The following is a 24513-nucleotide window of genomic DNA, read 5'->3' as shown; positions in this document are numbered from 1 at the left end:
GGAGGTGAAAACATGCACTTTCCATTGCCTTGGCAGATAGTGCTTATACTTCTTGTAATCCTCGTTATATTTGGTGCGTCAAAACTGCCCGAGTTCGGTAAGGGTCTGGGTGAAGGCATAAGGAACTTCAAGAAAGCCCTTTCAGGTGAGACAGAAGAGGAGAAAAAGCCAGAGAAGAAGGAGCAGGCATGATACCACAGTTTTCTTTCACAGAGATTCTTCTTATACTGGTTGTAGTTATGATTCTCTTTGGAGCAGGTAGACTTCCAGAAGTTGGAAGGTCCCTCGGTGAAGGCATAAGAAACTTCAAAAAGGCATTCTCAGGTGAGGAAGAGAAAGTAAAGGAAGTTAAAGGTCAAGAAGTGAAAGAAGGAGACAAATCTTAAGCCTCACCGAGTTTTTCCCTTACTAACCTTCCCAATATACCATTTATAAACTTTGCGGATTTTTTGCCTGCATATTTTTGTGCCAACTTTACATAGTCATATATGGTGAGCTTTGGATTTTTTACACCTATATACAAAAACTCTGCAAGGGCTATCCTAAGTAAGTTTCTCTCTATGTAGCCTACCCTGTCTATGTCCCACTTTTCTGAAAGCTCCGCTATGAGCTTGTCAATGTCTGTGGAATTATCCATGTATGTTCTAACCAATTTTCTTATATATCTTCTTTGGTCTGAGATGTTTATACGGTTTGCGGATATGTATTCCTCCACCAAAGATTCTATTGGCTCTCCCTTCATATCCCACTGGTAGAGGACCAAAAAGGCATCCTTTCTCGCTTTAGGTTTGTATATCATTCAAGACTTCTCAGAAGGTTTACCATCTCTATAAGGGCTAATGCGGACTCCCAGCCCTTGTTTCCTTGCTTTGTCCCAGCCCTTTCAATGGCTTGCTCTAAGGTGTCTGCGGTTATCACACCAAAGCTAACAGGCTTGCCCGTCTCAAGACTTACCATGGCAATACCCTTAGCAACTTCGCTGGCTATGTAATCAAAGTGCGGGGTCTGTCCTCTTATGAGGACTCCAAGTGCAACAACACCGTCCACCTTCTTTTTGCTTATGAGCTCCTTTACCGCAATAGGAATTTCCCAAGACCCTGGGACTCTCACAAGATGTATGTTTTCTTCACTTCCTCCGTGTCTGAGTATGCAATCTATAGCTCCCTCTATAAGTCTATCCACAAGAAGATGGTTAAACCTGCTTGCCACTATACCAAAGCTAAAACCTTCTGCCTTTAAAAGACCTTCATACTTTTGCATCGCCTAACCTCCAGTTGTCTATAAGTCTTGTATTGCCTACCCACACAGCAAGAAGAATTCTATCACCTATCTTTACTTCGCTAACGGGTTTTAGGTCTTGGTCGATTATCTCCACATAATCTATCCCTTTTACACGTGGATGCTTTAGTATAAACTCCCTTATAGCTTCTTTTAGAAGGTTTGCATCGGTGTTGCCACTCTTAAAAAGTTTTTCCGCAAGGAGAAAAGACCTATAAAGAGAAAGAGCGGACTCTCTCTCTTCGGGGGAAAGGTATGTGTTCCTTGAACTAAGAGCAAGCCCATCTGGGTCTCTAACTGTGGGAACTGGCACGATTTCCACAGGCAAACTCAAGTCCTTTACAAGCCTTTGTATCACTTTGAGTTGTTGATAGTCCTTCTCTCCAAAGTATGCCCTGTCTGGCTGGATGATATTAAAGAGCTTAAGCACTACGGTGCACACGCCGTTAAAGTGCCCTGGTCTAAATTTACCCTCCAATATGTCCGTTAGTCCCTTAATCTCAATGTTTATTAGAGGCTTTTCTGGATACATATCCTCATCGGAGGGAGCAAAAACCACATCCACGCCCTCTTCCGCACATATGCTTATGTCCCTTTCTAAGTCTCTGGGATATCTTTCGTAGTCTTCTCCTTGACCAAACTGAAGGGGATTTACATATATGCTTACCACCGTTATGTCGTTTTGTATCTTTGATTCCCTTATGAGCCTTCTGTGTCCCTCATGAAGGTAGCCCATAGTGGGGACAAAGCCTATACTCTGCTTGCTTTCGCACCTTACAGACTTCAGATAATTCCTTATCTCCCTTGGCTTTCTAAAAAGTGTAGGCATGGCACATGTTTTAAGGGACTATAATTATAGCACATGTCCGCAAAAGGTAGTTTTCTTATTCTCAAGAGGTATAGAGCAGGTGATGAGGACATAATCTTAAAGGTTTACGGAACGTGTGGAATTGCAAAGGTCTTAGTGCCAAGCGGGTTTAGAGTGGAGCGTGGACTTTCGGGATATACAGAGCCCTTTAACTTTGTAAGCATAGTATACAAGCAAGCAGGAAACGTCATAATCCTCCAAGACCTACTTGAAGTGGAGTTTTTAGCCTATCTTTCCCTTGAAGACTATAAAAGGTATGTTTGGATGAATTCTCTCGCACTTTTTGTGGAAAGATGGTTTCTTCAATATGACCCTGAGCTTTTCAATATACTACTTTTTTACATAAGCATGTACCCAGAAAACCACGACCTTTTTCTTTTGAGGTTTAAGTTGGAGTTTTTGAAACACATGGGACTATATAAGGAAGATATCTTTGAGGAAAGGCTCAGAGGCTTTGTGAAGAGGTTGATAGAAGAGCGGTCCCTAAAAAAACTTGAAAGACTAAGGGTAAGCAGGGAGCTCATTACAAAGCTTGACCAAGCAATAGAATCTCACCTTTCCTCTTCTCTGTAGAGGTCTAATATCCTCTCAATTATCTTAGAGGTAGAAATGTCAAACTCAAACTCAACCCTCTCCACCTTCCCACCATAAGATAGCACAAAGTCCGCACCCACTATATTTTCTACCTGCCAGTCCGCACCCTTTACAAGCACATGGGGTCTTATAGCCCTTATGAGTTCTATGGGTGTGTCCTCTTCAAAGATAACCACATAGTCTACTGGCTTGAGACTATCAAGCAAGTAAGCTCTCATATGCTGGGGTATTATGGGTCTTTTTGGACCTTTTATTCTCCTTATGGAGCTGTCAGAGTTTAAACCCACCACCAATATATCACCAAAGCTCTTAGCCTTTGAAAGGTAATGAGCGTGTCCTGCATGAATTAGATCAAAGCATCCGTTAGTAAAGACTATTCTTTTTTCCTCTCTAAGAGGCTCAAGAACCCTTAAAAGCTCTTCAAGACTAAGAACCATATTTCCTTAGCATTATAGCGGTAGAATATATCCTTTCGTATTCCCTGGCACTTTTCTCCCAAGAAAAATCCTTTTTCATGCACCTCTTTATTACCTCCTGCCATTCCCTTGAGTGGTCGCAGGTATGCATATCGTAGTAGACTCTTGCCTTCAAAAGGGCATGCATAAGGTCTTTGCTTGAGTATTCCTCAAAGGCAAAGCCGTTTCCTTCGTGTGGGTTTTCCACAAAGTCCACCACCGTGTCTTTTAGACCACCTGTTGACCTCACTATAGGCACAGTGCCATACCTCATGGCGATCATCTGAGATATGCCACAAGGTTCAAACAAAGAGGGCATTAGAAACATATCCGCACCTGCGAATATCTTGTGAGCGAGCTCCTCGTTGTATTCTATCCTCACTCTTACACTTTCTGGATGTTTTTTCATGAACTCTATTAGCATATCTTGATACTTTTCCTCACCAGAACCCAGAAAGACAAAGTCAAAACCTTCCCTGACCGCTTCGCAGATTATACCTTGAACAAGGTCAAGACCTTTCTGTGCGGTAAGCCTTGAAACAATTCCAACAAGAGGTCTATCATTAGGAGTCTTAAGTCCAAAGGTCTCTTTTAAATGCTTTTTGTTGCTTGCTTTTCCCTTGTGGAAATTTTTCAGACTGTAGTGGTATTTTATAAACTTATCAGCTTCGGGGTTCCAAACCTCGTAGTCTATGCCGTTTAGGATACCAAAGAAGTATTTTTTCTCCCTTATAAGACCCTCAAGCCCATAGGCGTATTGCCTTAGCTCCTCCGCATAGGATGGGCTAACAGTAGTCAAAACATCGCAAAAGGCTATACCAGCCTTTAGAAAGTTTATCCTGCCATAGAACTCAATGCCTGTAAAAGGATGGTAAAGCTCCCAAGGTAGGTTCAAAAGGGGCAAGAAGTGTGGGTCGTATATGCCTTGGTGGAGGGCGTTATGTATGGTAAACACAGTAGGGATAGGCTCTAACTCTGGATAGTGTATTTTCTTATACAGGGGGACAAGTCCCGTATGCCAGTCGTGTAAATGTATAATGTCGGGATTCAGTTGCAGGCTCTTTATGACTTCAAGGCTTGCCAAAGAGAGAAAGCCAAACCTAAGGGGGTTGTCTTCATATTCACCCTTCGGGGTTGAGTATATGTGTTCTCTTTGATAATATTCAGGATAGTCCAGAAAGTAATATCTCACATGGTCTTTTGTCTCTTCAAGTATTCCAAACTCCAGCCAATGGCTGTTGAAAAATATCTTTCCCTTTGAGACATTTTTGGGCTCTACCTTGACCTTTGAGTATCTCGGCATTATCACATAAAGGGTGTGTCCAAGCCTTATAAGTGCCTTTGCAAGAGAGTGAACCACATCTCCAAGACCCCCTGCCTTTACAAAGGCGGAACTTTCTGAGGCAACAAACACTATTTTCATAATTTCCCCCATTAAAATTATAGTCTATGGTAGACAACTTCTTGTTAAGATTCCTTGAAGAGGACCTGGGGCAGGGAGATATAACCACAGAAGGCATATTTAGAGGTGAGAGAGCAAGAGGGGTCATAAGGGCAAAGGAAGGTGGAGTCCTTGCCGGGATAGACTTTGCTCTTAGGGTGTTTCAGCTCTTGGGGGAGATAGAGCTAATATATGCAATTAAGGACGGAGAAGAGTTTTCCAAGGATGATGAAATTTTGGTAATAGAAGCTCCTGCCAACTTGCTCTTGATGGGTGAGAGGGTAGCCCTTAATCTTTTACAGAGACTGAGCGGGATAGCAACTTTAACGCGAGAGTTTGTTAAAGCTCTTGAGGGAACTGGAGTAAGAATACTTGACACAAGGAAAACTACGCCCGGTATGAGATACTTTGAAAAATACGCAGTGAGGATAGGTGGTGGTCTTAATCACAGGTATGCCCTTTACGATATGGTGTTAATAAAGGACAATCATAAAGCCATAGCGGGTAGTATAACAGAAGCGGTCAAAAGGGTTAGAGAAAGGATAAGTCCAGTCTACAAAATTGAGGTGGAGGTGGAAAATCTTCAAGAGCTCCAAGAGGCTCTGCAGTGTGGTGTTGATATGGTCATGCTTGATAATTTTAGTCCAGAGGAAGTAAGAAAAGCGGTGGCCTTAACAAAGGACAGAGTTATAGTGGAAGTATCTGGGAATATAAACCTTCAAAACATAAAGGACTATGCCATAGAAGGCGTTCACTTTATATCAAGCGGTGCAATAACTCACTCTGCCAGATGGCTTGACTTGAGTATGAGGCTTTTTAGAATATAATTAATGACTTAAGGAGGTTAAGATGTTTCAAGTGCCAGAGGTTGGACCACAAGAAGCAAAGGAGATGCTTCAAAGGGATAATGTAGTCCTTCTTGATGTTAGAACACCACAGGAGCACGTCCAACTTAGAATCCCCAATTCCATGCTCATACCCCTTGATGAGCTTAGATACGCCTTCAAGGACCTTCCTAAGGATAAAACCTACATAGTCTACTGCAGGAGCGGTGAAAGAAGTGCCTTTGCCACATACTTCCTTAGGCACATGGGCTACGAAGCCTACAACCTTTCAGGAGGTATAATTGTCTGGCCCTACGAGAAGGAGTCTGGACCTCCTAAATGAAAAGGCTAATACCCTTACTTTTCCTTTTAGCAAGCTGTGGCATCAAGGCAAGCCCAGAGGTGCTAAAGGCTCCAGAGGTTGAGATTAGAAGGATAGGACAAAAGGTTTATGTAAAAAGCCTTTCTGGGGAGGTGCAAATAAAAGGATTTGAAAGACAAGGCGATTACTGGGTAAGAGAGGAGGAAAAACCCTTCTGCTTTGTAGTGGAAAGGGTTAGAGAAGCCTCAAAGAAGTTTTGTGTGGGTGGTGCTCTTGAAGAAAAGCCCTCTTTGAAAATATCAGAGGGCGAAGCCTTTGTAGAGGTTTACCCTTCTAACTTTGAAGCCTACAGGCTATACAACCTCAGGGACAGCTCCCTGTCCCTTGAGAATGCCAAAACCTTTAGAGAGTCTATTAGGTTGGAAAGAGACTACTGGGAGAGGTGTTATGCCATTACAGGCATTAGGGGGAACGTGGAAAGTGAACCTGTGGAGTTTTGTGTAAAGCCAAAACCACCACCCACTGTGCCTGAAGTTGACGGGCTTGAGATAAGAGAGGGAAAGCAAGCTCTATACCTTGTATGGTCTTATGGGCAGGACTACAGAGAATTTGTCATATACAGAGATGGCAAGGAGATAGGAAGGACCACAGGCTTTGCCTTTGAAACGGAACTTCCAGAGGGAAAAACAACCTTTACGGTAAAGGTGGTCAGTCCTCTGGGTTTTGAAAGCAAGGGAAGGTCTGTAGATTATAGCCCGTAGTATGCGGCGATTGCAACGGATATGGCAAGTGCAAGGCTTTCTGGGTCTTCTTCGCCCTCTATCTCAAAATCATATGTAGGCAGTTTCTCCTCTAAGAACCTTATACCAAAAGTGCCCGATATGAAGTCTGGGTCTCTTATTATCTCCCTATGTAGGGGTATGTTGGTGGGGACTCCTCTCACAATAAACTCATCTATAGCCCTTCTTGCCCTTGCCAACACCCTGTCCCAAGTGAGAGCCCAGACGCTCATCTTGGCTATCATAGAGTCATAGTAAGGTGGTATCACATAGTCCTTGTAAACACCAGAGTCCATTCTTATACCAGGACCACCCGGTGAGTAGTAGGCGGTTAGCCTTCCTGGTGCGGGTGCAAACCCTTTTCTTGGGTCTTCTGCATTTATCCTAAACTCAATGGCATATCCTCTAAAGGTAATATCACTTTGTGTAAAAGGCAGTGGCTCGCCCATGGCAACCCTTATCATGGTCTCCACTATGTCTATGCCCGTTACCATTTCTGTGATGGTATGCTCCACCTGAAGACGGGTGTTCATCTCTATAAAGTAAAACTCTCCACTTTTTAGGTCCACCAAAAACTCTAAGGTCCCTGCACTGTAGTAGCCTACCTGCATCATAGCCTTTACGCTAAGCCCCAGCATTTTCTGTCTTATATCCCTTGGAAGCACAGGACATGGAGTAATCTCAATTACCTTCTGATGTTTTCTCTGCACAGAGCAGTCCCTCTCGCCCAAGTGGACTACATTACCATACATGTCCCCCAAGATTTGAACTTCTATATGCTTGGGGTTATCCAAATACTTTTCCACAAAGAGGTCTCCCTTGCCAAAGAAAGCCTCTGCTTCTCTATAGCCAGATTCAAAGAGCCTTGGTAGGTCTTCAAGGCTACGCACCACCCTCATACCCCTACCACCACCACCGTAAGCGGACTTAAGGATTACAGGAAGACCTATCTCCTTTGCATAGTGCATGGCGTCTTCGTAGTTTTTGAGAGGGTTTGGAGACCCGGGTATGGTGGGAATGCCAAGCTTTTGCATAGCCTGTTTTGCCTTTACCTTGTCTCCAAAGAGCTCAATATGCTCTGGAGAAGGTCCTATAAAGGTTATGCCTTTTTTCTTGCAATAACGAGCAAAGTCTGCGTTCTCCGCAAGAAAACCATAGCCCGGGTGTATGGCATCCGCACCTATGGACTTGGCAAGGTCTACTATTCTCACGTAGTCAAGATAAGCCCTTACAGGATCACCGGGTATTAGGTAAGCCTCATCCGCCTTTTTCACATAAAGGGATTTTGTGTCCGCCTCTGAGTATATGGCAGCAGTCTTTATACCAAGCTCCTCACACGCCCTTATTATTCTAAGAGCCACTTCTCCCCTGTTAGCCACAAGAACTTTTCTGAACATGCTATAAATTTTAAACCATGACGCTTTTGGTGAAGAAGCTAAAAGGCATCTTGAGAGAGCTTGGTAAGGAGATAGAAAAGTTTACAGGTAAGAGCCTTTCACTTTTACTTTTTGGTTCTTATGCAAGAGGAGATTTTCACTCAGGTTCAGATTAAGTCCTATCTTTGTGAAAGAAAACCAGTTAAAAGACCTTACAATAAGACCAATAATACCCATATACGGAGAGGTAAGGATGTAGGAAAAGGAGAGATTTTCAGAGAGTAGTAAGTTAAAGTATGCGGAGATGCATTTATTCAAAGTCCAGAGGCATCTGCAAAGAGCAAAACAACTTTTTGAACTTGGAATGTATCCCTCCGCAGTTCATGAAGCCTACTATTCAGTCTTTCACTCTTCTAAAGCCTATCTATTTCTCTTGGGAGAAGACCCTCAAACACATAAGGGCGTGAGGCAATTGATGAACCTATATCTTTTTAAAGAAAAGAAGTATGTTAGCCTTTCAAAGATATATGACCAAGCGATGTATATGAGGCAAAGGGCAGACTACGATGTTATAGGAGACTTCATTGATAGAGAGGAGTGTGAAAAACTTTTAAAAGATGTGGAAATTTATGTGGGGCAGTTAGAGAAAATTATCCAAAATCTCATAGAAAAGGTTTAACTATTCAAGTTTTTCAATGATAAAGCTCTGGTTAGTGTATATACAAATCTCACCCGCTATCTTGAGAGATTCTCTAACTATATCCTCTGCGGACATGTCCGTGTTTCTGTAAAGAGCCAAAGCGGAAGCCCTCGCATAGTCTCCACCAGAACCGATGGCAAGCACGGGCTCGTCTGGCTCTATTACATCTCCGTTGCCAGAAAGAAGTAGCATGCGTTCTCTATCCGCTACAAGCAAAAGAGCCTCAAGCCTTCTTAGACTTCTATCCATCCTCCAATCCTTTGAAAGCTCCACACAAGCTCTGAGAAGGTTTCCTCTAAACTCTTCCAATTTCCCTTCAAGCCTTTCCATAAGGGCAAGTCCATCCGCCGCAGAACCGGCAAATCCTACCAGAACGCTATCTTTGTAAAGTTTCCTTATCTTCCTCGCACTGTGCTTTATCACAGAAGACCCAAGAGTCACTTGCCCATCACCACCCATAACCGTTATATGATTTTTCCTTACCGCAAGTATGGTAGTTGACCTTATGCCTTTCATTGCTATAATATTTTACAGCCTGTGGTGAGGAAAAATCTAAGCTGTTTGGAGCTCTACAGACAAACTTTAGTGTCAAACATAGCTTGCCTCCTCGAGTACATGCAAAAGTTGTTCTACCTCTACGAAAGAAAGGGAGAAAGTCTTTCTGTGCTTCTTCTGGATGTGGATAACATGAAACATATAAACAAAGGCAGTGGATACGCATATGGGAATGAGGTTCTTTTGAAAATATCCGAAGTTATATCAAACAGTATAAGGAAGAGCGATATAGCAGGCAAATACAAAGGTAGCTCTTTCCTTATATTACTTCCAAACTCTGACGCAAAAGGAGCTGAAAAGGTTGCAAAAAGGATAAAAAGTAGAATAGAAGTCCTTGATTTTAACTCAAAGATAAGCGTTACTATTGGTATATACAGCCTTGTGCCTACAGGTCAAAGCGTGGAGGCTGTGCTTGACCTTATGGAAGCACACGTGGCGGAGGTTAAAAGTAGAGGCGGTGGCGATATGGTGCTTATTCAAAAGGAACTGCCAAAGAGAGCCATTGACTACCAGACCCTCATTGAAGCTCTTAAGAAAAAACTTGTAGAGCCTGCCTTTCAACCCATATATAACCTTGAGAGTGGAAAGATAGAAGGCTATGAAGTGCTTATGAGGCTTGTAATGGAGGATGGAAGAGTCCTGCCTGCTGGTTGTTTCATAGAAGACCTTTTAAAAACCTCCTTTATAAGTCCCTTTGAGGAAATGGTGCTTCAGAAGGCTTTTTCAAAGTTTACAGCCTATGGTCTTGAGGGTAAGATGTATGTAAATTTCCCTTACAACCTTGTTAACTTCGTAGCAAAGGGCAGGCTCAAGCTGTTAGACTTTTACAAGGAAGTAACCTCTTACGGAATTGAACCATCCAGAGTGGTGTTAGAGCTTTCTGAAGGTAAGATGACAGGAAGCACTGAAGACCTATTAGAACTTGTAAAGGAAGCGAGGAGCTATGGATTTGGAATTGCGGTGGATGACTTTGGCGTAGAATACTCTTCTGTAGAGAGGCTTATTAAAACAAAACCAGACGTGGTAAAACTTGATGGTTTTTTCTTGAGAGAGGCACGTTCTATGTTAAAATGGGTGGTTGTTGGGATGAAAAGGCTTGGCTTTAAGGTGGTTGTGGAACAGGTGGAAAATGAAGAGGAATTTGAGTTTATAAAAAGCCTCAAGGTGGATATGGCACAGGGCTTTTACTTAGGAAGACCTCAACTGTTATGAAAAACTTTATAATACCCGCCATTGACCTAAAGGAAGGTAAAGTAGTAAGGCTCTTTAAAGGTGATTTTGAAAAGACAAAGGTCTATTCAAGCTCTCCCGAGGATATGGCAAAGCTCTTTGAGGAGCTCGGTTTTAAAAGACTTCATGTGGTGGACCTTGATGGAAGTCTTGAGGGTATGCCACTGAACCTCCCTTCCATTAGACTTATAAGGAAAGCCTTTTCTGGCTCTATTGAGGTTGGCGGTGGTATAAGAAGCGTGGAAACCTGTAAGGTCTTGCACGAGGAAGGAATAGAGTTTTTTGTGGTTGGCACTTTGGCAGTAAGAGAGCCAAGAACCTTTGAAAGGATGGTGGAGCTTTTTCCAGAAAGGGTTATATTGGCTGTGGATTCAAAGGGTGGAAAGGTGGCGGTAGGTGGTTGGAAGGAGGAGAGCTCTACAAGCCCGCAGGAGCTGGCTCTAAAATACGAAAACATACCCATATGGGGTTATCTTTACACCAACATAGACAGGGATGGCACCCTTGAGGGTGTGGATACAAAACCTTATGTGGAGTTTAAAGGCTATACAAAAAAACCCGTGCTTGCCTCTGGAGGTGTGGCAAGTCTTGAGGACGTAAAAAAGCTCATGGGTATAGTGGAAGGAGTGGTGGTTGGAAAGGCAATATATGAGGGCAGAATAAACCTAAGAGAGCTGTTATGATTTTCCTATGGTTGGAGTAGTCCTTTTTAACATGGGAGGTCCAGACAGCCTATCTGCTATACGACCCTTTCTTTATAACCTCTTTTCTGACCACGACATAATAAGGTTTCCAAGACCTATTCAAAAACCTCTTGCTTGGCTCATTTCAAGGTTTAGGGCTAAGAAAACAAGGCACTATTACGAAATAATGGGTGGAAAATCTCCACAAAGGGAACAAACTCAGGCTCAGGCAAAAGCTCTGCAGGAAGCCCTTGGAGAAGACTTCAAGGTGGTGGTTGCCCTCCGCTACTGGCATCCCCTCACAGAGGAAGCTCTCAGCGAACTTTTGTCTTACCCCGTTGAGAGGATAGTGCTACTGCCCCTCTATCCTCAATACAGCAGGACCACCACAGGCTCTTCCTTTAATGAGTTTGACAGGGTTTTTAGAAGACTTACAGGCTCAGGAAAGCACTTTTCCCTAACTACCGTAGAGGGTCAAGAAAACCCATACTTTTATCCCTCTACTTTACCTATCCATAGAATAAACTGTTATCACAACCATCCCACCTACATAAGAGCTATGGTAGAGAACATAAAGGAACATCTACCAAACTGGCAGGAATACTTCTTTCTCTTTACTGCCCATAGCCTTCCAGTTAGTATCATAAAGGAAGGAGACCCATACCAAAGGCAAACGGAAGAGACAGTAAGGCTTATTATGGAACACTTTCCGGGTGTAAGGTATGCTCTTGGCTATCAAAGCAAGGTGGGACCCACCAAGTGGCTTGAACCCTTTACAGATAAACTCTTAGAAGAACTTATTAACTCAGGCGTAAAGAGGATAGCGGTTGTTCCAGTATCCTTTACCTGCGAACACTCAGAAACCTTGTATGAGCTTGACTATCTTTATGGAAACATGGCAAGGGAAAGGGGTGTGGACTTTGTTAGAATCCCAACTCTCAAGACACACCCCGCGTATATACAAGCCTTAAAAGAGCTTGTGATTCAGACTACCTCAAGCTGTGAAAAGATAAAGGGTATTTCGTAGTCCGCAGACTCTTTGGAGTCCGAAGCGTGCACTGCGTTTTTGCCCTTGTCGGTGCCAAAAAGTGCCCTAATGGAGTTAGGAGCTACCTTTCTTGCCTCGTTGCTGTCTGTAGGACCTATTATCTCTCTGACCCTTCTTATGGCATCTTCGCCTTCCAAGACCATAGCAACCACAGGACCTGAGGTCATAAACTCTACCAGTTCTCCAAAGAAGGGTCTTTCTCTGTGAACCGCATAAAAGCCTTCCGCCTGCTCTCTGGTAAACCTAAGGAGCTTAATAGCCCTAATCTTAAAGCCCTCAGATATAAAACGGTCAATTATTTTGCCCGTAGCACCCTTCTCAAAGGCATCGGGTTTGACTATAACCAGCGTCCTCTCCATCTTATACCTCCTTTATTCTCCTTCAAAGGATTGTAACTCCTCCATAAGGGATTTAACTTGGTGCATAATTGCACCCAAAAGGTTCTCCACAGGAGAGTTCCAGTAAGCCTCGTTAAAAACAAGCTCCTTTTGCGGACCTTCTTCATCACCCTCAAGGTATGTGATAACTACGGTAGGATATTCCACTTGGTCTCTGTCTGGCAGTAGTAGTTCCACATCCACCTCTGGCGGTATAGCCATAGATTTTAATCTTTTTGAAAGCTCTTCAAATTTTTCCTTTGGATACTCCATATCAACCTCTCAAGATGCCCTCAAGCCCTCTTCTTACAGAAGCATCAAGCACAAAGCTGGAAGTCTTCAAAAGAAAGCCCCCTATAAGCTCTGGGTCTTCTACCACCTCAAACTCGTAATCCCTACCCGTATAGTCTCTTATTACCTTTTTTATCCTCTCAAGCTCTTGGTCTTCTACCCTTCTTGCGAGAACAAGCAATGCCTTGCTGAGCCTTAAGAGTTTCTCCACCTCGTGGTCGTAGACCCTTTTGACCTCACCGAGGGAGGGAATGGCGTTTATGTCCAGTATGTATTCAAGCACTTCATCCAAGCTCTGCCCTATGCCAAACCTTTCTCTAAGACCTTTCAAAAAGGCGAGCTTTTTCTCTTTGGGTATTGTAGGGTTTAGCACAAAGCCCCTAAAATCCTTTTCTGACTTGTAGAGTCTGTATAGAAGTTCCAAAAGCTGTGATACCTTTATGAGTTCTTGTCTCTCCTTCTGTGTCTTTTCCAAAAGTAGTTTTGCCACTTTTCTTATTATCTCGGGCCGTGCTTTCATCTTTTCGCCTCCAGATTTTTAAGAGACTTCTCTATGTATGCGGTCTGCACCTTTTCGTCCTTAAACCTTTCCTTTAGAAGCTCCGCAGAGAGCTGATAAGCCCTTTCCGCACCGTAGCGAAGTAGCTCTTCCTTTGCCTTCTTTAGCTCTATGTCTATCACTTCCCTTGCCTTTTCCCTTATCCTGTTGGCTATTTCTTGTGCTTTTTTTTGCTCCTCTTCCTTTATGCTCTGTGCGGTCTGCTGGGAAATTTTAAGCTGTTCTTCATATCTTCTCTGCGCATCCTGAAGGCTTTCCTTTGCTCTCTTTAGCTCTTCTTGAGCTTCTGAAAGCTCCTCTTCAGAGCCTATGAGCTTTTCCGTCAAACCATGAAAGTATCTATTGAAGGCTTCGGAGATAGGTTTTTTCCCAAAGTAGTAGACTATACCAAGAAAAGCCAGAATATTCAGACCTTTCCATATTAGCTCAAGGGTGTGGTGTCCTTCGCTCATGCCGCCTCCTCCAAGACTTTGCTTGTTATTAGCTCTGCTATTTCCCTTACCCTCTCATCAAGTTTGCTCTTTTCTTCCTCAAGGCTTTTTCTTATCTCTTCTACCGCTTTGGCTATTTCCTCTTGGGTTTCTTGCTCCACCTTTGAGAGTATCTCTGCCCTTAGCTTTTCCGCCTCTTTTCTTGCCTGCTCCAGTATCTGGTTTGATTCCCTTCTTCCCTTTTCTAAGATGCTTTGAGCTTCTTGGATATACCGCTGAGCTTCTTCCCTAAGTCTTATTGCCTCTTGTGTGTTTTCTTCAACAAGTCTTTCCCTTTCCTCTATTACCTGAGAGTAAGGCTTTACAAGAATGCTCCTTATTATGGCAGTAAACACAAGGAAAAGAATTGCCTGAATAAAGAGGGTTATGTTAGGATACATGGCTTGCTGTATATCCATTTTAGCCTCCTATGAGGTTATTATATCATACCTCAAGCCTTTTGGACTATATTTATGAACTATGAAACTGCCAGTGGTAATAGAAAGGGATGAGGATGGCTTTTATGTGGTAGAGTGTCCACTGCTTAGGGGATGCTACACACAAGGTAGAACTTTGGAGGAGGCGCTTCAAAGACTTAAGGAGGTCATAAACTTGTGCCTTGAGGAGGCAGAAAATTTTGAGATAGCCAAGGATTACAACCCAGAAGAGTTAATTTTCAGTGTAATGGAAAGTGGGTAGGCTAACTCCGCTCCCTGCGTGGAAGGTTATAAAGTGTTTTGAAAAACTTGGCTATGAGGTTGTCAGGCAAAGGGGAAGCCATGTGAGGCTACATCACAAATATAGAAACCCATTGACTATCCCTTATCACGATGAAATAGGGGTAGGGCTACTAAGAAAGTTGATAAGAGACGCTGGCATAACAGTAGAACACTTCATGAAGATTCTTGAAGACCTTTAGAGGAATGTTCTATCTCCCTTATGAGCCTTACCCTCCTTTCGTGCCTTCCACCCTCAAAGTCTGTGGAAAGCCATGCGTCCACTATGGCAATAGCCAAGTCATCGCCCAATATTCTGTCTCCAAGGCATAGCACGTTGGCATCGTTGTGTTTTCTGCTCATGCGAGCCATGTATTCGTTTAGGCACAGAGCAGCTCTTATGCCCTTGAATTTGTTGGCGGTTATGGACATGCCTATGCCCGTGCCACAAACAAGGATACCCATCTGAGCCTCACCCCTTTGAACCGCAAGGCAAACATCCCTTGCAAAAAGGGGATAGTCGGTGGAGTCTGTGGACTGAGTGCCAAAGTCAAGCACATGATAGCCCTTTGAGATGAGATACTCTTTTATCTTTTCCTTTAGAGGATAACCCGCGTGGTCTGAGCCTATGGCTATGTTAAGCATGTTAAAATTATATACATTTGTCCATGTTAGAGCTAAAAGAAGGTTTGGTGCTTGAAGGTCCCTTTTGGCATGAGCCGGTGGAGATAAAAAAGTGTTGAGTATTTTCAAGATTACATACGCATAGTTGGTGCAACCGTAGAATCTAAGACGTATGTAGACCAACTAATATCAAAGGATGAGGTTCAAAAAATAAGGATAGTAGATACTTCCCTCTGCTTTACCGAGGATGGACTGGAAGCCTTTTTGGCTACGGAAGCCCTGCGTTTTAGATTGGCTTCTATCTTTGACCCACTTCTGGGAATGAACATTTCAAAGGTTGACCCACTGCCACATCAAATAGAAGCGGTATACGGTCATATCCTTAAACTTCCAAAGATAAGATTTCTTATAAGCGGATGACCCTGGAGCTGGCAAGACCATAATGGCAGGTCTTGTAATAAAGGAACTAAAACTGCGTGGCCTTGCAAACCGTATCCTAATAGTTGTCCCAGGGCACCTAAAAGACCAATGGATAAGAGAGTTAAAGGAAAAGTTTCAAGAAACCTTTTACTCCGTAGACAGGAATACCTTTAGGTCAATCTATGGTGAAAACCCTTGGGAAACAGAAAAGCAGGTGATAACCTCTATGGACTTTGCAAAACAAGAGGACATATTACCCTCTTTGAACTCTACCCACTGGGACTTGGTTATAGTGGACGAAGCCCACAAGATGTCTGCTTATGTTTATGGGAACAAGACTTCAAGAACAGAAAGATACAGACTCGGTGAAATCCTGTCAAAAAACACAATACACTTCCTATTTCTTACTGCAACACCTCACAGAGGAAACCCAGAAAACTTTAGGCTTTTGCTTGACCTTTTAGAGCCGGGGTTCTTTGGAACCTATGAGCTTATTGAAGAGTCTATTGAAAGGGGAGACAATCCGCTTTTTATAAGGAGACTAAAGGAAAACCTGAGGGACTTTGATGGCAAGCCCATATTTACAAACCGTTATGCAAAGACGATAAAATTCAGGCTTTCTCAGGAAGAAAAAGAGCTATACAATGAACTTTCTAAGTATGTGCTACATCAATATAACAAGGCTATGAAGGGTAGAGACCAAAAGAGAAACGTAGCCTTTGCCCTTTTGATCCTCCAAAGAAGGATGGCATCAAGCACCTATGCCCTATGGAAATCTCTTGAGAGAAGGAAAAGAAGGCTTGAAAGCCTATTGAAAGAGTCTAAAATGCAAAAAAGGAACCTTTTGGTGGACTTTGAGGAGGTAGAGGACTACGAAGAGGAAGAGAGGTGGAAGGAAGAGGAAGAATGGGAAACACTAACCCTTGCAGAGAATCCAGAGGAACTAAGAAGAGAGATATGGGTTATAAGCGGTCTAATTGAAAGAGCTAAGAGGATAGTCAAGGAGGAAAGGGAAGTAAAGCTACAAGAACTCAGAAAGGCTATAGAGGAGGGTCTAAAGAAGATAAGAGAAATGCAAGGAAACGAAAAGATACTCATATTTACCGAATCAAAGGACACTTTGGACTATCTTGTTGAAAAATTAAGGTCTTGGGGCTACTCGGTGAGCTATATACATGGTGGGATGAGCTTAGAGGAAAGGATTGGAGCAGAGAAGGAATTCAAGGAGAAAACTCAGGTCATGGTTGCCACAGAGGCTGCAGGAGAAGGTATAAATCTCCAGTTTTGCCATATTATTATAACCCGAGTTGCAAGTTATAAAGAGATGTGGTAAAAAAGCTCCCTATGGAGCATCCCCATAGGGAGGTGCAAAAATGACAGAAGATAGAATAATAACATACTTTGTAATTATAGACGACTTGCTTAAGGAACTTAGACTTCGTGAAGAACCACAAACGGTAATATCTAACTCGGAGGTGTTAACAATGGCAGTTATAGCCCACATAGATTTTTGTGCAAACTACTCAAAGGCTCTTGATTGGCTTAAAAGTTTCTGTAGTCATCTCTTCCCTAAAGTCCCTGATAAATCTACCTTCTCAAGAAGACTTGAAAAACTGCTACCTTATATGCAAACCATCATATTAAAACTCGCATCTCTACCACAGGTGGATGAAAGATATTACCTAATTGATAGCATGCCAGTGAAAGTGTGTGAGAATGCACGCATATGGACATGCAAAACATTAAAAGGTGAGCTATACAGAGGATATACACCAGGCAAGAGAGAATACTTTTACGGGCTTAAGCTAAACGCACTTATGGACTCTAAGGGTTTAATTAGAGAGGTTCATCTACTTGAGGGGAGTAGGCATGATATTGATGGTTTGGCAAACATGAGCTTTTACAGTGTAGAAAGTAAGGAAATCATATGTGATAAGGCATACAAGAATTATCTGATGGAGGATATCTTGAAGGAAGAGGGCATAGTGCTTAACCCATTAAGGAGTACAAAGGAAAGCAGATATGAGGGTGGGTGGATTGAGTATGCAAAGAGGTTATACAGGAGGCTTGCGGAGAGTGTGTTTAGTGTCCTTAAAAGGTTTATCGGTATGAGACCTTATTCTGTTAGCCTGAATGGGCTTCTTGTGAAAATCTATACCGCTGTGGTTTCCTATAATCTGTATAGAATGTGGAAAATGAACCTAATATAACTTACAACTTGCGTTATTATAATCTACCTATGGAAAAGGAAAAAAGCCTGATATTTCGCATAATATTGGTTTATATCCTTCTAACCTTATCCGTGTATATGGTCCTTTATGTGGTGGCTGTGCGTTACATGGACGACTTCATTAAGGAAACTGCCCGCCAGACCGCAGATGGCATCTCAAAGCAGGTATTCAGTTCCATGTATCAGGTTATGAAAAGGGGTTGGGAGAGAAGGGACCTTCTTGAGTTTATGAAGGCTCTTGAAGTTTCCTACCAAGGGACACCTGTAAACATAAACATATACAGGTCTGACCTTGTTAAAGAAATCTACGGCACAGTTCCTGAGCCAGCTAAGGGGGAACTTCATTTTCTTGCCCTCAAGGGTGAGCCTCAGAACAAGTTTGAGGGTGGCGTTTACCTATACATAAAACCTGTGAAGGCTGAATCGGAGTGTTTAAGGTGTCACTGGAACGCTCAGGAAGGCAGTGTTCTCGGGCTTGTGGAAACAAGTATAAACATACAGAGCTTTGTATCAAATGTAAGGCATACTTTGAAGGCGTTAATAGCAGGACCTTTGATTGCCTTTTCTCTTGTATTGACCTTTATTTTGCTTACCTTAATAGGTTTGCTACGACAGTTAAGTAGAAAAATAAGTGAAAGCATTGAGAATATAAGGTCAATAGAAGATGTGGAAGGCCTGCATAAAAGCATAGAAGACTCCTACAAGGAACTAAAACCAGTGTATGAGTCTCTTCAACATCTTGGTGAAAGGATAAAGTCAATAGCCATAGACAGGGAGATCCTGGATATGGAAGCGAAGCTCTTAGAAAGGTTCATAATTACGTCAAAAACCATAAAAAACTGGCACGATTATGTAAAGAATCTGATAGGTGAAATGAACCAAATAATTCCCATTGATATAGTCTTTACCCTCTTTCTTGAGCCAGAGGTGCTCAAGGTTGAAATATTCTGGTATAAGAAGGCAGATGAAAGAACAGAGAGATATATTGAAGCCTTTATAAAATCGAAGATAACCCTTGAGCTTCCAGTGTCTTTGTTAATGGGAAGGCAACTGCGAATCATGCATCATACGGTAAACGGGAAGGAAATCTACAGCGAAGAGGATAAGGAGAAAATAAGGCTCAGGACTAAGGCTGTATTTTTTGATAAACCACAAATTGGGGGAATAGTCGGGCTTGGAGTGGAATCCTGTGTCATGGACGATGTAGCAAAGCAGGCGGTGTTAAACAGTCTACTTTCAACTCTTGTGAACACAATAGGTTCTTCAAAGGCAATAAGTGACTACATTGAGCAGGTGGAGTTCTATGCCATGAGGGACCCGCTTACCACCCTTTATAACCAAAGAACCTTCTGGGAACTGCTAAGCTATGAGATAGAGAGGGCGAAAAGATTTGATAGAAAACTTTCTCTTATAATCCTTGACCTTGACAACTTTAAATTTATTAACGACACCTACGGTCATCACGTGGGTGATATGCTTCTTAAGGAAGTTGCGAGGGTTATAGGTGAGCGGAAAAGAAAGTCTGACATAGCTGCAAGGTACGGTGGGGATGAGTTTGTGATTATTGCAGTTGGTGCTGACCCCCTCAATGCTTATGCCCTTGCATCCTCTCTGAAGGAGCAAATAGAAAGCATTACTCTGAACCTACCAGATGGGAGTTCCATTTCACCAAGGGTTTCCATGGGTATAGCGGTATATCCAGAGCACGGAGAAACGCCGAAAGACCTTTTCCTCATTGCGGACAGTATGCTTAGGAATGCGAAGGAGGAGGGTAAGGGAAAGATAAGGCTTCCCAGTCAGGAGGAGCTTGTGCAATCATACCGAGAATACAGCAGTAAGGCTATAAGGGTGCTTACAGCCTTTGATAAAGGAGAGATAGTTCCCTTCTTCCAGCCCATAGTGGATTTGAGGAATGGTGAAGTTTTCGGTAACGAGGTTCTTATGAGAATAGGAGACAACTTAGCTCCAGCTGGAGAGTTTATAGAGATGGCAGAGAGGCTTGGTATAGTTCTTAAGATGGACATGCAGGTATATGAAAAAGCCTTTAAGAAGGCGTACAATGCGCATTATAGAGGTAAGCTCTTTCTTAATCTTTCTCCAAGAGCGATGCTTGTGGAAAACTTTATTGAAAACATGAAGGACCTCATGCGGAGATATAACATGGAGCCATCGCAGGTGGTTTTTGAACTTACCGAAAGGGAAAGTATAAAAAACATCAGCCTGCTTGAAAGGTTTATAAGGAAGCTCAAAGAAGAAGGCTTTCTGTTTGCGATAGATGACTTTGGCTCTGGTTATTCCTCTTTTCATTACATAAAAAAGTTGCCTGTTGACTTTGTAAAGCTGGAGGGTGAGTTTGTAAAGGATGTGATAGAAGATTGGAGAGACAGGATATTTATAGAATCTGTGGTTACTCTTGCAAGGGGTATGGGAATGAAAACAATAGCGGAACATGTGGAAAGCGGAGAAGTGCTGAAGATACTTAAAGACTTAAAGGTTGACTATGCCCAGGGTTATTACATCGGAAAGCCATCAGAAAGGTTGATTTAAGGTTCTTTACCTAAGCATTTCCTTAAGAATTCTGTTTACCATCTGTGGGTTTGCCTTGCCCTTTGCCTTCTTCATAACTTGACCCACAAGAAAGCCAAAGACCTTTTCCTCTCCTGCTTTGAACCTTTCCACTTCCTTTGAATTTTCCTTCAAAACCTCTTCTATCATAGACCTTATCTGTCCCTCGTCGCTTACTTGCTTTAGACCCTTTTCTTCTACTATCTGGGAGGGGCTTTTGCCAGTTGCGGTCATCTCCTTTATAACTTCCTTTGCAAGCTTTGAAGAGAGCACATTTTCCTTTATAAGTTTTACAAGTTCTGCAAGACTTTGGGGGCTAACAGGAGAGCTTTCTATGTCTTTACCAGCCTCTGAAAGGTTTCCAAGAAGGTCATTAAGTAGCCAATTGGCAGTTAGCTTGGGGTCTTGTCCGTAATACCTAAGGGACTCTTCAAAGAAGTCTCCAAGCTCTTTGTTATCGGTTAGCACCTTTGCGGAGTATTGGTCAAGGGCGTAGTTTTTTATGAACCTTTCGTATCTTTCCTCTGGAAGCTCTGGCATGTCGGCTTTTATCTCTTCCAACCACTGGGGAGGAACTACAAGGGGCAGGAGGTCTGGCTCTGGAAAGTATCTGTAGTCTTCCGCCTCTTCCTTTGTCCTCATGGTATGTGTTAGACCTGTGGAGGGGTCAAAGGTGCGTGTCTCTTGCACTATCTTCTCTCCAGAAAGGAGGAGTTTTATCTGCCTTTCCATTTCGGACTCTATCGCCTTTTGGACAAAACGAAAGGAATTGACGTTCTTTATCTCCACTCTCGTGCCAAGCTCTTTTGAACCCTTCGGTCTTATGGAGATGTTTATATCACAACGAAGCTGTCCCTTTTCCATGTCCGCACGAGAGACTCCAGTGTATCTCATAATGTTTCTTAGCTTTTCAAGGAACTCCCTTGCCATTTGTGGAGAGTCTATATCTGGCTCTGTCACTATTTCCATAAGAGGTGTGCCAGCCCTGTTTAGGTCCACATGGGTTTTTGAACCTTCATGGATGTTTTTACCCGCATCCTCCTCTATGTGTAGTCTTCTTATTCTTACCCTTTTGCCATCTACTTCAAGCCATCCATTGACCGCAATAGGTTCCTCATACTGAGATATCTGGTATCCCTTTGGAAGGTCTGGGTAAAAGTAGTTTTTCCTTGCAAAGACAGAACGCATGTTTATCTGGCAGTTAAGAGCAAGTCCAGCCCTTATGGCAAACTCCACAGCCCTTTTGTTTATAACGGGTAAGCTCCCAGGCAGTCCAAGACATACAGGACAAACATTACTATTTGGCTCCGCACCAAACTCCACAGGACAGGAGCAGAAGAGCTTGGTTTTTGTATCCATCTGCACGTGTATCTCAAGACCTATAACTGGCTCAAACTCCATGCTTATAATTGTAGCATGGTGAGGAGAATTCTTGTAGCAACCACAAACTTGGGAAAAAGGAGAGAAATTCTCTCCATACTCAGGGAATATGAGGTTGAGGTTTTATTCCCAGAGGAAGACCTAAAAGTAGAAGAGGGAAGCTGTAGCTTTTTAGAGAACGCTTATCTAAAGGCAAAGGCATACTACGAGGTTTACAAAATACCAACCCTCGCAGAGGATTCTGGGCTCGTAGTTCCAAGCCTTGATGGGTATCCGGGCGTCTATTCCAGCAGGTTTTATAACTTAGAGTGGGGAGGAAAGGAAGAGCCAAAGGAGGGCAAAGACAAGGCGAATATAAACAAACTTCTAAGGCTTATGGAAGGCAAGCAGGACAGAAGGGCATACTATGTAGCCTTTGCGGTGCTTTTTTTAGAAGATGGTGGTCTTTGGTCAGAAGGGAGATGCTATGGCACTATACTCCAAGAGCCAGTTGGAGAAGGAGGCTTTGGCTACGACCCAATCTTTCAACCAGAAGGTTTCCAAAAGAGCATGGCACAATTAAGCATGGAAGAGAAAAACCTCATATCCCACAGAGGCAAAGCCCTCAGAAGGATAATGCAAATGCTAAAATAGAAGTTCCATGAAGATAGCCTTTATATCCACAAAAAACGCAGTCAGGAGCATAATGGCAGAGGCGGTTGCAAGAAAGCTATCAAAGCTCGCCCTTTTGTCTTTGGAGATATACTCTGCAGGTGTAGAGCCTGCCAAAAGAGTGCCAGAGGAGGTTATAGCTCTCCTAAAGGAAAAGGGTTATCCCACAGAAAAGCTCTACCCTAAACCTGTAGAAAAAATACCCTACGACCAAGTGGATGTGCTCATAACTCTATCACCCGAAGCGAGAGACATGTGTTCCTATTCGGAGAAGCATATGAGAAGGGAGCATTGGGTTTTGGAAGAAACATCAAGCATGACAAAAGAAGAGCTCTCAAAACTCTTAGAACAGTTAGAAAGTCTCATAAAAACCCTCTTTAAGATAAGTTAACCTTACACTTGCCATAAGAAAGTTTTATAATTTTAGATTGTAATGATAGACATTAGCAAGCTCAAGACCTTTGTAGCGGTTGCAGACCTTGGGAGCTTTTCAAAGGCTTCCGAGATACTCTACATAACCCAGCCTGCGGTAACCCAGCAGATAAAAGCCCTCGAGAGGATAATAGGAGCAAAGCTCTTTCAAAGACAGGGTGGTAGGATAGTGCTAACAGATGAAGGAAAGAGAATATACGAGATCGCCAAGAGTCTACTCTCTAACTACGAAAACCTCATGGAGGAGATGGCAAAGATAAAGAAGGACTTCAAAGATACACTCCTTTTGGGCATAAGCACCACTCTAAGCGAATACAAGGTCCCAGAGCTTCTCGTAGAGTTTCACAGACAGCTTCCTAACATCTCTATAAGAGTGCTCGTGGACAACTCTCAGCACATAGAGGAGGGTTTATCATCGGGTGTGCTTAACATAGGAGTTATAGAGAGAGAGCCCTCAGAAAAATTTAGCTCCATAAAATGGTTCATGGATGAGGTAGTCTTTTTTACTTATCCTTCTCATCCCTTTGCTAAAAAGGGAGAGATAGAGCCTGAGGAGCTCTACGGGGTAGACCTAATCTTCAGAGAAGTGAGCTCTGGCACAAGGAAGGTGGTAAAGGAAGAGTTGGAAAGGCTTGGTATAATCTTTGAAAAGCTCAACATAAGGATAGAGATAAACTGCGGAAGGTCAATCCTTAGTATGGTAAAAAATGGCTATGGCTGTAGCTTTCTCTCAAAGGGTATAGTTGAAAAGGCAATAGAAGAGGGTAGCGTTGTTCCTGTGAAGATAAAAGGTTTTAACGCTGTAAGGTGGTATTACATAATCTATCCAGAGCATGAAAAACTTACCTTCCTGGCAAGCAAGTTTATGAAATTTTTACTTTCTAAGGCAAGCTCTGAATTATTAGCTGGATGAGGAAGGGTGTAATTTTTGATGTGGACGGAGTCATAGTGGATGTAAGTCAGTCCTATCACTACGCTATAAAGCACACTGCGGAGTATTTTCTCAAAAGAGAAGTTCCCATAGAAGAGGTAAGAAGAATAAAGTTCTCCAAAGGCATAAACAACGACTGGCTTGCCACTCTTGAGGTCATAAGGGAATATGGAGGAACTGCGGACTTTGAAGAGCTTGTAAAGGTCTTTAACGAGTTTTATACCAATTTGAGAGACAAGGAGAAGCTAATACTTGGAAAAGAGTTTTTTATGAGCCTAAGGGAAATGGGATACCCTCTTGGCATAGTCACGGGAAGACCAAGAGAAGACCTTTTGTATCTTTTTGAAAAGCATGGGCTTTCAGAATGCTTTGATTTTGTGGTAGACGAGGATACCATAGAGGAAGAGGAACTCAGAAAACCACATCCTTATGCCTTACACCTATGCGTAGAAGGTCTTGGTATAGATGCAGGTGTCTATGTGGGCGATAGTCTTGCGGACTGGCAGATGCTAAGGGATTATAGAAGAATGTATAACAAACCTCTTGAATACATTCACGTGGGAGATAGTGTTGTATTAGAGGATGTTAGGCATATCCCAAAGCATGGACAAACATCCCTTTTACAAGCATTGCTCCACACCTTGAGTTTAAACAATGTCTGAAAGGATGGGATTAGCTACAAGGCACAAAAATCCTCCATCTGCATAAAATCCT

Annotated in this window: 35 protein-coding genes; 21 read left to right on the top strand and 14 right to left on the bottom strand. The window is 42.8% G+C overall.

Annotated features, from left to right (window positions below):
• Positions 1 to 12: 12 nt before the first annotated feature.
• Both tatA and IAE16_RS03940 read left to right on the top strand, forming a co-directional pair.
• Positions 13 to 192 (top strand): twin-arginine translocase TatA/TatE family subunit, encoded by a 180-nt coding sequence (tatA, locus tag IAE16_RS03945; RefSeq protein ID WP_173834249.1) that lies wholly within the window; start codon positions 13 to 15, stop codon positions 190 to 192.
• Positions 189 to 386, top strand: coding sequence for a twin-arginine translocase TatA/TatE family subunit (locus IAE16_RS03940; protein ID WP_323701427.1), 198 nt, complete (start codon positions 189 to 191; stop codon positions 384 to 386). The genes tatA and IAE16_RS03940 overlap by 4 nt, the downstream gene beginning before the upstream one ends.
• On the opposite strand, the gene nusB is transcribed toward IAE16_RS03940, so the two are convergent.
• The 3 genes from nusB to panC are packed head-to-tail and all read right to left on the bottom strand — an operon-like array spanning position 383 to position 2107.
• Complete coding sequence (gene nusB, locus IAE16_RS03935) at positions 383 to 799, bottom strand: transcription antitermination factor NusB (protein WP_323701426.1); 417 nt, start codon at positions 797 to 799, stop codon at positions 383 to 385. The two genes, IAE16_RS03940 and nusB, sit on opposite strands and share 4 nt — an antisense overlap.
• The gene (gene ribH / locus IAE16_RS03930) at positions 796 to 1260 is read right to left on the bottom strand and encodes a 6,7-dimethyl-8-ribityllumazine synthase (RefSeq protein WP_323701425.1); all 465 of its coding nucleotides are present in this window, start codon (positions 1258 to 1260) and stop codon (positions 796 to 798) included. Before ribH ends, nusB begins: the two co-directional genes overlap by 4 nt.
• A complete protein-coding gene (gene panC / locus IAE16_RS03925; protein ID WP_323701424.1) occupies positions 1247 to 2107 on the bottom strand; it encodes a pantoate--beta-alanine ligase in 861 nt (286 codons plus the stop codon). Before panC ends, ribH begins: the two co-directional genes overlap by 14 nt.
• A 33-nt stretch (positions 2108 to 2140) precedes the next feature.
• On the opposite strand from panC, the gene IAE16_RS03920 reads away from it, so the two are divergent.
• Positions 2141 to 2719, top strand: a complete 579-nt coding sequence (locus IAE16_RS03920; protein WP_323701422.1) for a hypothetical protein — start codon at positions 2141 to 2143, stop codon at positions 2717 to 2719.
• Here the strand turns inward: IAE16_RS03920 and rfaE2 are convergent.
• Together rfaE2 and glgA are read right to left on the bottom strand one after the other, a co-directional pair.
• Positions 2698 to 3177 carry a D-glycero-beta-D-manno-heptose 1-phosphate adenylyltransferase gene (rfaE2, locus tag IAE16_RS03915; RefSeq protein WP_323701421.1) on the bottom strand — a complete coding sequence of 160 codons (480 nt, stop codon included), beginning with the start codon at positions 3175 to 3177 and terminating at the stop codon, positions 2698 to 2700. The two genes, IAE16_RS03920 and rfaE2, sit on opposite strands and share 22 nt — an antisense overlap.
• Positions 3167 to 4618 (bottom strand): glycogen synthase GlgA, encoded by a 1452-nt coding sequence (gene glgA, locus IAE16_RS03910; RefSeq protein WP_323701420.1) that lies wholly within the window; start codon positions 4616 to 4618, stop codon positions 3167 to 3169. Before glgA ends, rfaE2 begins: the two co-directional genes overlap by 11 nt.
• Positions 4619 to 4659: 41 nt before the next feature.
• Between glgA and nadC the strand changes: the two genes are divergently transcribed.
• Genes nadC through IAE16_RS03895 form a run of 3 tightly spaced genes read left to right on the top strand, consistent with a single transcriptional unit; the run spans position 4660 to position 6543 of the window.
• Positions 4660 to 5463, top strand: a complete 804-nt coding sequence (nadC, locus tag IAE16_RS03905) for a carboxylating nicotinate-nucleotide diphosphorylase (protein ID WP_323701419.1) — start codon at positions 4660 to 4662, stop codon at positions 5461 to 5463.
• A 22-nt stretch (positions 5464 to 5485) separates the two neighbouring features.
• Positions 5486 to 5803 carry a rhodanese-like domain-containing protein gene (locus IAE16_RS03900; protein ID WP_323701418.1) on the top strand — a complete coding sequence of 106 codons (318 nt, stop codon included), beginning with the start codon at positions 5486 to 5488 and terminating at the stop codon, positions 5801 to 5803.
• Positions 5800 to 6543: a hypothetical protein gene (locus IAE16_RS03895; RefSeq protein ID WP_323701417.1), complete on the top strand. Its 744-nt coding sequence runs from the start codon at positions 5800 to 5802 to the stop codon at positions 6541 to 6543. Before IAE16_RS03900 ends, IAE16_RS03895 begins: the two co-directional genes overlap by 4 nt.
• On the opposite strand, the gene IAE16_RS03890 is transcribed toward IAE16_RS03895, so the two are convergent.
• Positions 6531 to 7958, bottom strand: a complete 1428-nt coding sequence (locus IAE16_RS03890; RefSeq protein WP_323701416.1) for an acetyl-CoA carboxylase biotin carboxylase subunit — start codon at positions 7956 to 7958, stop codon at positions 6531 to 6533. The genes IAE16_RS03895 and IAE16_RS03890 overlap by 13 nt on opposite strands.
• 17 nt (positions 7959 to 7975) lie before the next feature.
• On the opposite strand from IAE16_RS03890, the gene IAE16_RS03885 reads away from it, so the two are divergent.
• Both IAE16_RS03885 and IAE16_RS03880 read left to right on the top strand, forming a co-directional pair.
• Complete coding sequence (locus IAE16_RS03885; protein ID WP_323701415.1) at positions 7976 to 8113, top strand: nucleotidyltransferase domain-containing protein; 138 nt, start codon at positions 7976 to 7978, stop codon at positions 8111 to 8113.
• Between the two features lie 128 nt (positions 8114 to 8241).
• Entirely contained in the window at positions 8242 to 8616 is a 375-nt protein-coding gene (locus tag IAE16_RS03880) for a HEPN domain-containing protein (protein WP_323701414.1), read from the top strand.
• Here the strand turns inward: IAE16_RS03880 and hslV are convergent, their stop codons facing one another.
• Positions 8617 to 9153 carry an ATP-dependent protease subunit HslV gene (hslV, locus tag IAE16_RS03875; protein ID WP_323701413.1) on the bottom strand — a complete coding sequence of 179 codons (537 nt, stop codon included), beginning with the start codon at positions 9151 to 9153 and terminating at the stop codon, positions 8617 to 8619.
• 21 nt (positions 9154 to 9174) lie between these two features.
• On the opposite strand from hslV, the gene IAE16_RS03870 reads away from it, so the two are divergent.
• From IAE16_RS03870 to hemH, 3 genes are read left to right on the top strand one after another with little or no spacing between them, the layout of a single operon-like run.
• Positions 9175 to 10404 carry an EAL domain-containing protein gene (locus IAE16_RS03870; RefSeq protein ID WP_323701412.1) on the top strand — a complete coding sequence of 410 codons (1230 nt, stop codon included), beginning with the start codon at positions 9175 to 9177 and terminating at the stop codon, positions 10402 to 10404.
• Positions 10401 to 11105 (top strand): 1-(5-phosphoribosyl)-5-[(5-phosphoribosylamino)methylideneamino]imidazole-4-carboxamide isomerase, encoded by a 705-nt coding sequence (gene hisA / locus IAE16_RS03865; RefSeq protein WP_323701411.1) that lies wholly within the window; start codon positions 10401 to 10403, stop codon positions 11103 to 11105. The genes IAE16_RS03870 and hisA overlap by 4 nt, the downstream gene beginning before the upstream one ends.
• A 7-nt stretch (positions 11106 to 11112) precedes the next feature.
• Positions 11113 to 12132 (top strand): ferrochelatase, encoded by a 1020-nt coding sequence (hemH, locus tag IAE16_RS03860; RefSeq protein WP_323701410.1) that lies wholly within the window; start codon positions 11113 to 11115, stop codon positions 12130 to 12132.
• Here the strand turns inward: hemH and ndk are convergent.
• From ndk to IAE16_RS03835, 5 genes are read right to left on the bottom strand one after another with little or no spacing between them, the layout of a single operon-like run.
• Positions 12090 to 12512: a nucleoside-diphosphate kinase gene (gene ndk, locus IAE16_RS03855; RefSeq protein WP_323701409.1), complete on the bottom strand. Its 423-nt coding sequence runs from the start codon at positions 12510 to 12512 to the stop codon at positions 12090 to 12092. The genes hemH and ndk overlap by 43 nt on opposite strands.
• 12 nt (positions 12513 to 12524) lie before the next feature.
• Positions 12525 to 12803: a hypothetical protein gene (locus IAE16_RS03850; protein WP_323701408.1), complete on the bottom strand. Its 279-nt coding sequence runs from the start codon at positions 12801 to 12803 to the stop codon at positions 12525 to 12527.
• A gap of 1 nt (position 12804) precedes the next feature.
• Positions 12805 to 13341, bottom strand: a complete 537-nt coding sequence (locus tag IAE16_RS03845; RefSeq protein ID WP_323701407.1) for a F0F1 ATP synthase subunit delta — start codon at positions 13339 to 13341, stop codon at positions 12805 to 12807.
• Positions 13338 to 13832, bottom strand: coding sequence for a F0F1 ATP synthase subunit B (locus IAE16_RS03840; RefSeq protein ID WP_323701406.1), 495 nt, complete (start codon positions 13830 to 13832; stop codon positions 13338 to 13340). The genes IAE16_RS03845 and IAE16_RS03840 overlap by 4 nt, the downstream gene beginning before the upstream one ends.
• Positions 13829 to 14269 carry a F0F1 ATP synthase subunit B gene (locus IAE16_RS03835; protein WP_323701405.1) on the bottom strand — a complete coding sequence of 147 codons (441 nt, stop codon included), beginning with the start codon at positions 14267 to 14269 and terminating at the stop codon, positions 13829 to 13831. Before IAE16_RS03835 ends, IAE16_RS03840 begins: the two co-directional genes overlap by 4 nt.
• A 61-nt stretch (positions 14270 to 14330) precedes the next feature.
• On the opposite strand from IAE16_RS03835, the gene IAE16_RS03830 reads away from it, so the two are divergent.
• Together IAE16_RS03830 and IAE16_RS03825 are read left to right on the top strand one after the other, a co-directional pair.
• Complete coding sequence (locus IAE16_RS03830) at positions 14331 to 14549, top strand: type II toxin-antitoxin system HicB family antitoxin (protein WP_323701404.1); 219 nt, start codon at positions 14331 to 14333, stop codon at positions 14547 to 14549.
• Positions 14542 to 14769, top strand: a complete 228-nt coding sequence (locus IAE16_RS03825) for a type II toxin-antitoxin system HicA family toxin (RefSeq protein ID WP_323701403.1) — start codon at positions 14542 to 14544, stop codon at positions 14767 to 14769. Before IAE16_RS03830 ends, IAE16_RS03825 begins: the two co-directional genes overlap by 8 nt.
• Here IAE16_RS03825 and rpiB read toward each other — a convergent pair.
• Positions 14744 to 15211 carry a ribose 5-phosphate isomerase B gene (gene rpiB, locus IAE16_RS03820; RefSeq protein ID WP_323701402.1) on the bottom strand — a complete coding sequence of 156 codons (468 nt, stop codon included), beginning with the start codon at positions 15209 to 15211 and terminating at the stop codon, positions 14744 to 14746. The genes IAE16_RS03825 and rpiB overlap by 26 nt on opposite strands.
• Before the next feature lie 243 nt (positions 15212 to 15454).
• Between rpiB and IAE16_RS03815 the strand changes: the two genes are divergently transcribed.
• The 4 genes from IAE16_RS03815 (at position 15455) to IAE16_RS03800 (ending at position 20387) form a co-directional block, all read left to right on the top strand.
• Positions 15455 to 15610, top strand: a complete 156-nt coding sequence (locus IAE16_RS03815; RefSeq protein ID WP_323701401.1) for a hypothetical protein — start codon at positions 15455 to 15457, stop codon at positions 15608 to 15610.
• Positions 15611 to 15632: 22 nt separating this feature from the next.
• Complete coding sequence (locus tag IAE16_RS03810) at positions 15633 to 16943, top strand: DEAD/DEAH box helicase (protein ID WP_323701400.1); 1311 nt, start codon at positions 15633 to 15635, stop codon at positions 16941 to 16943.
• Between the two features lie 40 nt (positions 16944 to 16983).
• Positions 16984 to 17820 (top strand): IS982 family transposase, encoded by an 837-nt coding sequence (locus IAE16_RS03805; protein WP_323701399.1) that lies wholly within the window; start codon positions 16984 to 16986, stop codon positions 17818 to 17820.
• A gap of 128 nt (positions 17821 to 17948) precedes the next feature.
• Entirely contained in the window at positions 17949 to 20387 is a 2439-nt protein-coding gene (locus IAE16_RS03800) for a putative bifunctional diguanylate cyclase/phosphodiesterase (protein WP_323701398.1), read from the top strand.
• A gap of 6 nt (positions 20388 to 20393) precedes the next feature.
• On the opposite strand, the gene gatB is transcribed toward IAE16_RS03800, so the two are convergent.
• A complete protein-coding gene (gene gatB, locus IAE16_RS03795) occupies positions 20394 to 21806 on the bottom strand; it encodes an Asp-tRNA(Asn)/Glu-tRNA(Gln) amidotransferase subunit GatB (RefSeq protein WP_323701397.1) in 1413 nt (470 codons plus the stop codon).
• Positions 21807 to 21821: 15 nt separating this feature from the next.
• On the opposite strand from gatB, the gene rdgB reads away from it, so the two are divergent.
• The 4 genes from rdgB to IAE16_RS03775 are packed head-to-tail and all read left to right on the top strand — an operon-like array spanning position 21822 to position 24461.
• Entirely contained in the window at positions 21822 to 22418 is a 597-nt protein-coding gene (gene rdgB / locus IAE16_RS03790; protein WP_323701396.1) for an RdgB/HAM1 family non-canonical purine NTP pyrophosphatase, read from the top strand.
• Positions 22419 to 22425: 7 nt separating this feature from the next.
• Positions 22426 to 22827 carry an arsenate-mycothiol transferase ArsC gene (locus IAE16_RS03785; protein WP_323701395.1) on the top strand — a complete coding sequence of 134 codons (402 nt, stop codon included), beginning with the start codon at positions 22426 to 22428 and terminating at the stop codon, positions 22825 to 22827.
• A 42-nt stretch (positions 22828 to 22869) separates the two neighbouring features.
• Positions 22870 to 23781 (top strand): LysR substrate-binding domain-containing protein, encoded by a 912-nt coding sequence (locus IAE16_RS03780; RefSeq protein WP_323701394.1) that lies wholly within the window; start codon positions 22870 to 22872, stop codon positions 23779 to 23781.
• Positions 23778 to 24461 (top strand): HAD family hydrolase, encoded by a 684-nt coding sequence (locus tag IAE16_RS03775; protein WP_323701393.1) that lies wholly within the window; start codon positions 23778 to 23780, stop codon positions 24459 to 24461. Before IAE16_RS03780 ends, IAE16_RS03775 begins: the two co-directional genes overlap by 4 nt.
• Positions 24462 to 24513: the final 52 nt, after the last annotated feature.

Origin of the sequence: Hydrogenobacter sp. T-2 (genome assembly GCF_033971325.1) — a bacterium.
Classification (GTDB): domain Bacteria; phylum Aquificota; class Aquificia; order Aquificales; family Aquificaceae; genus Pampinifervens; species Pampinifervens diazotrophicum.
Note: the sequence above shows the minus strand (reverse complement) of the source record. Positions and strands in the feature narration are given on the sequence as shown.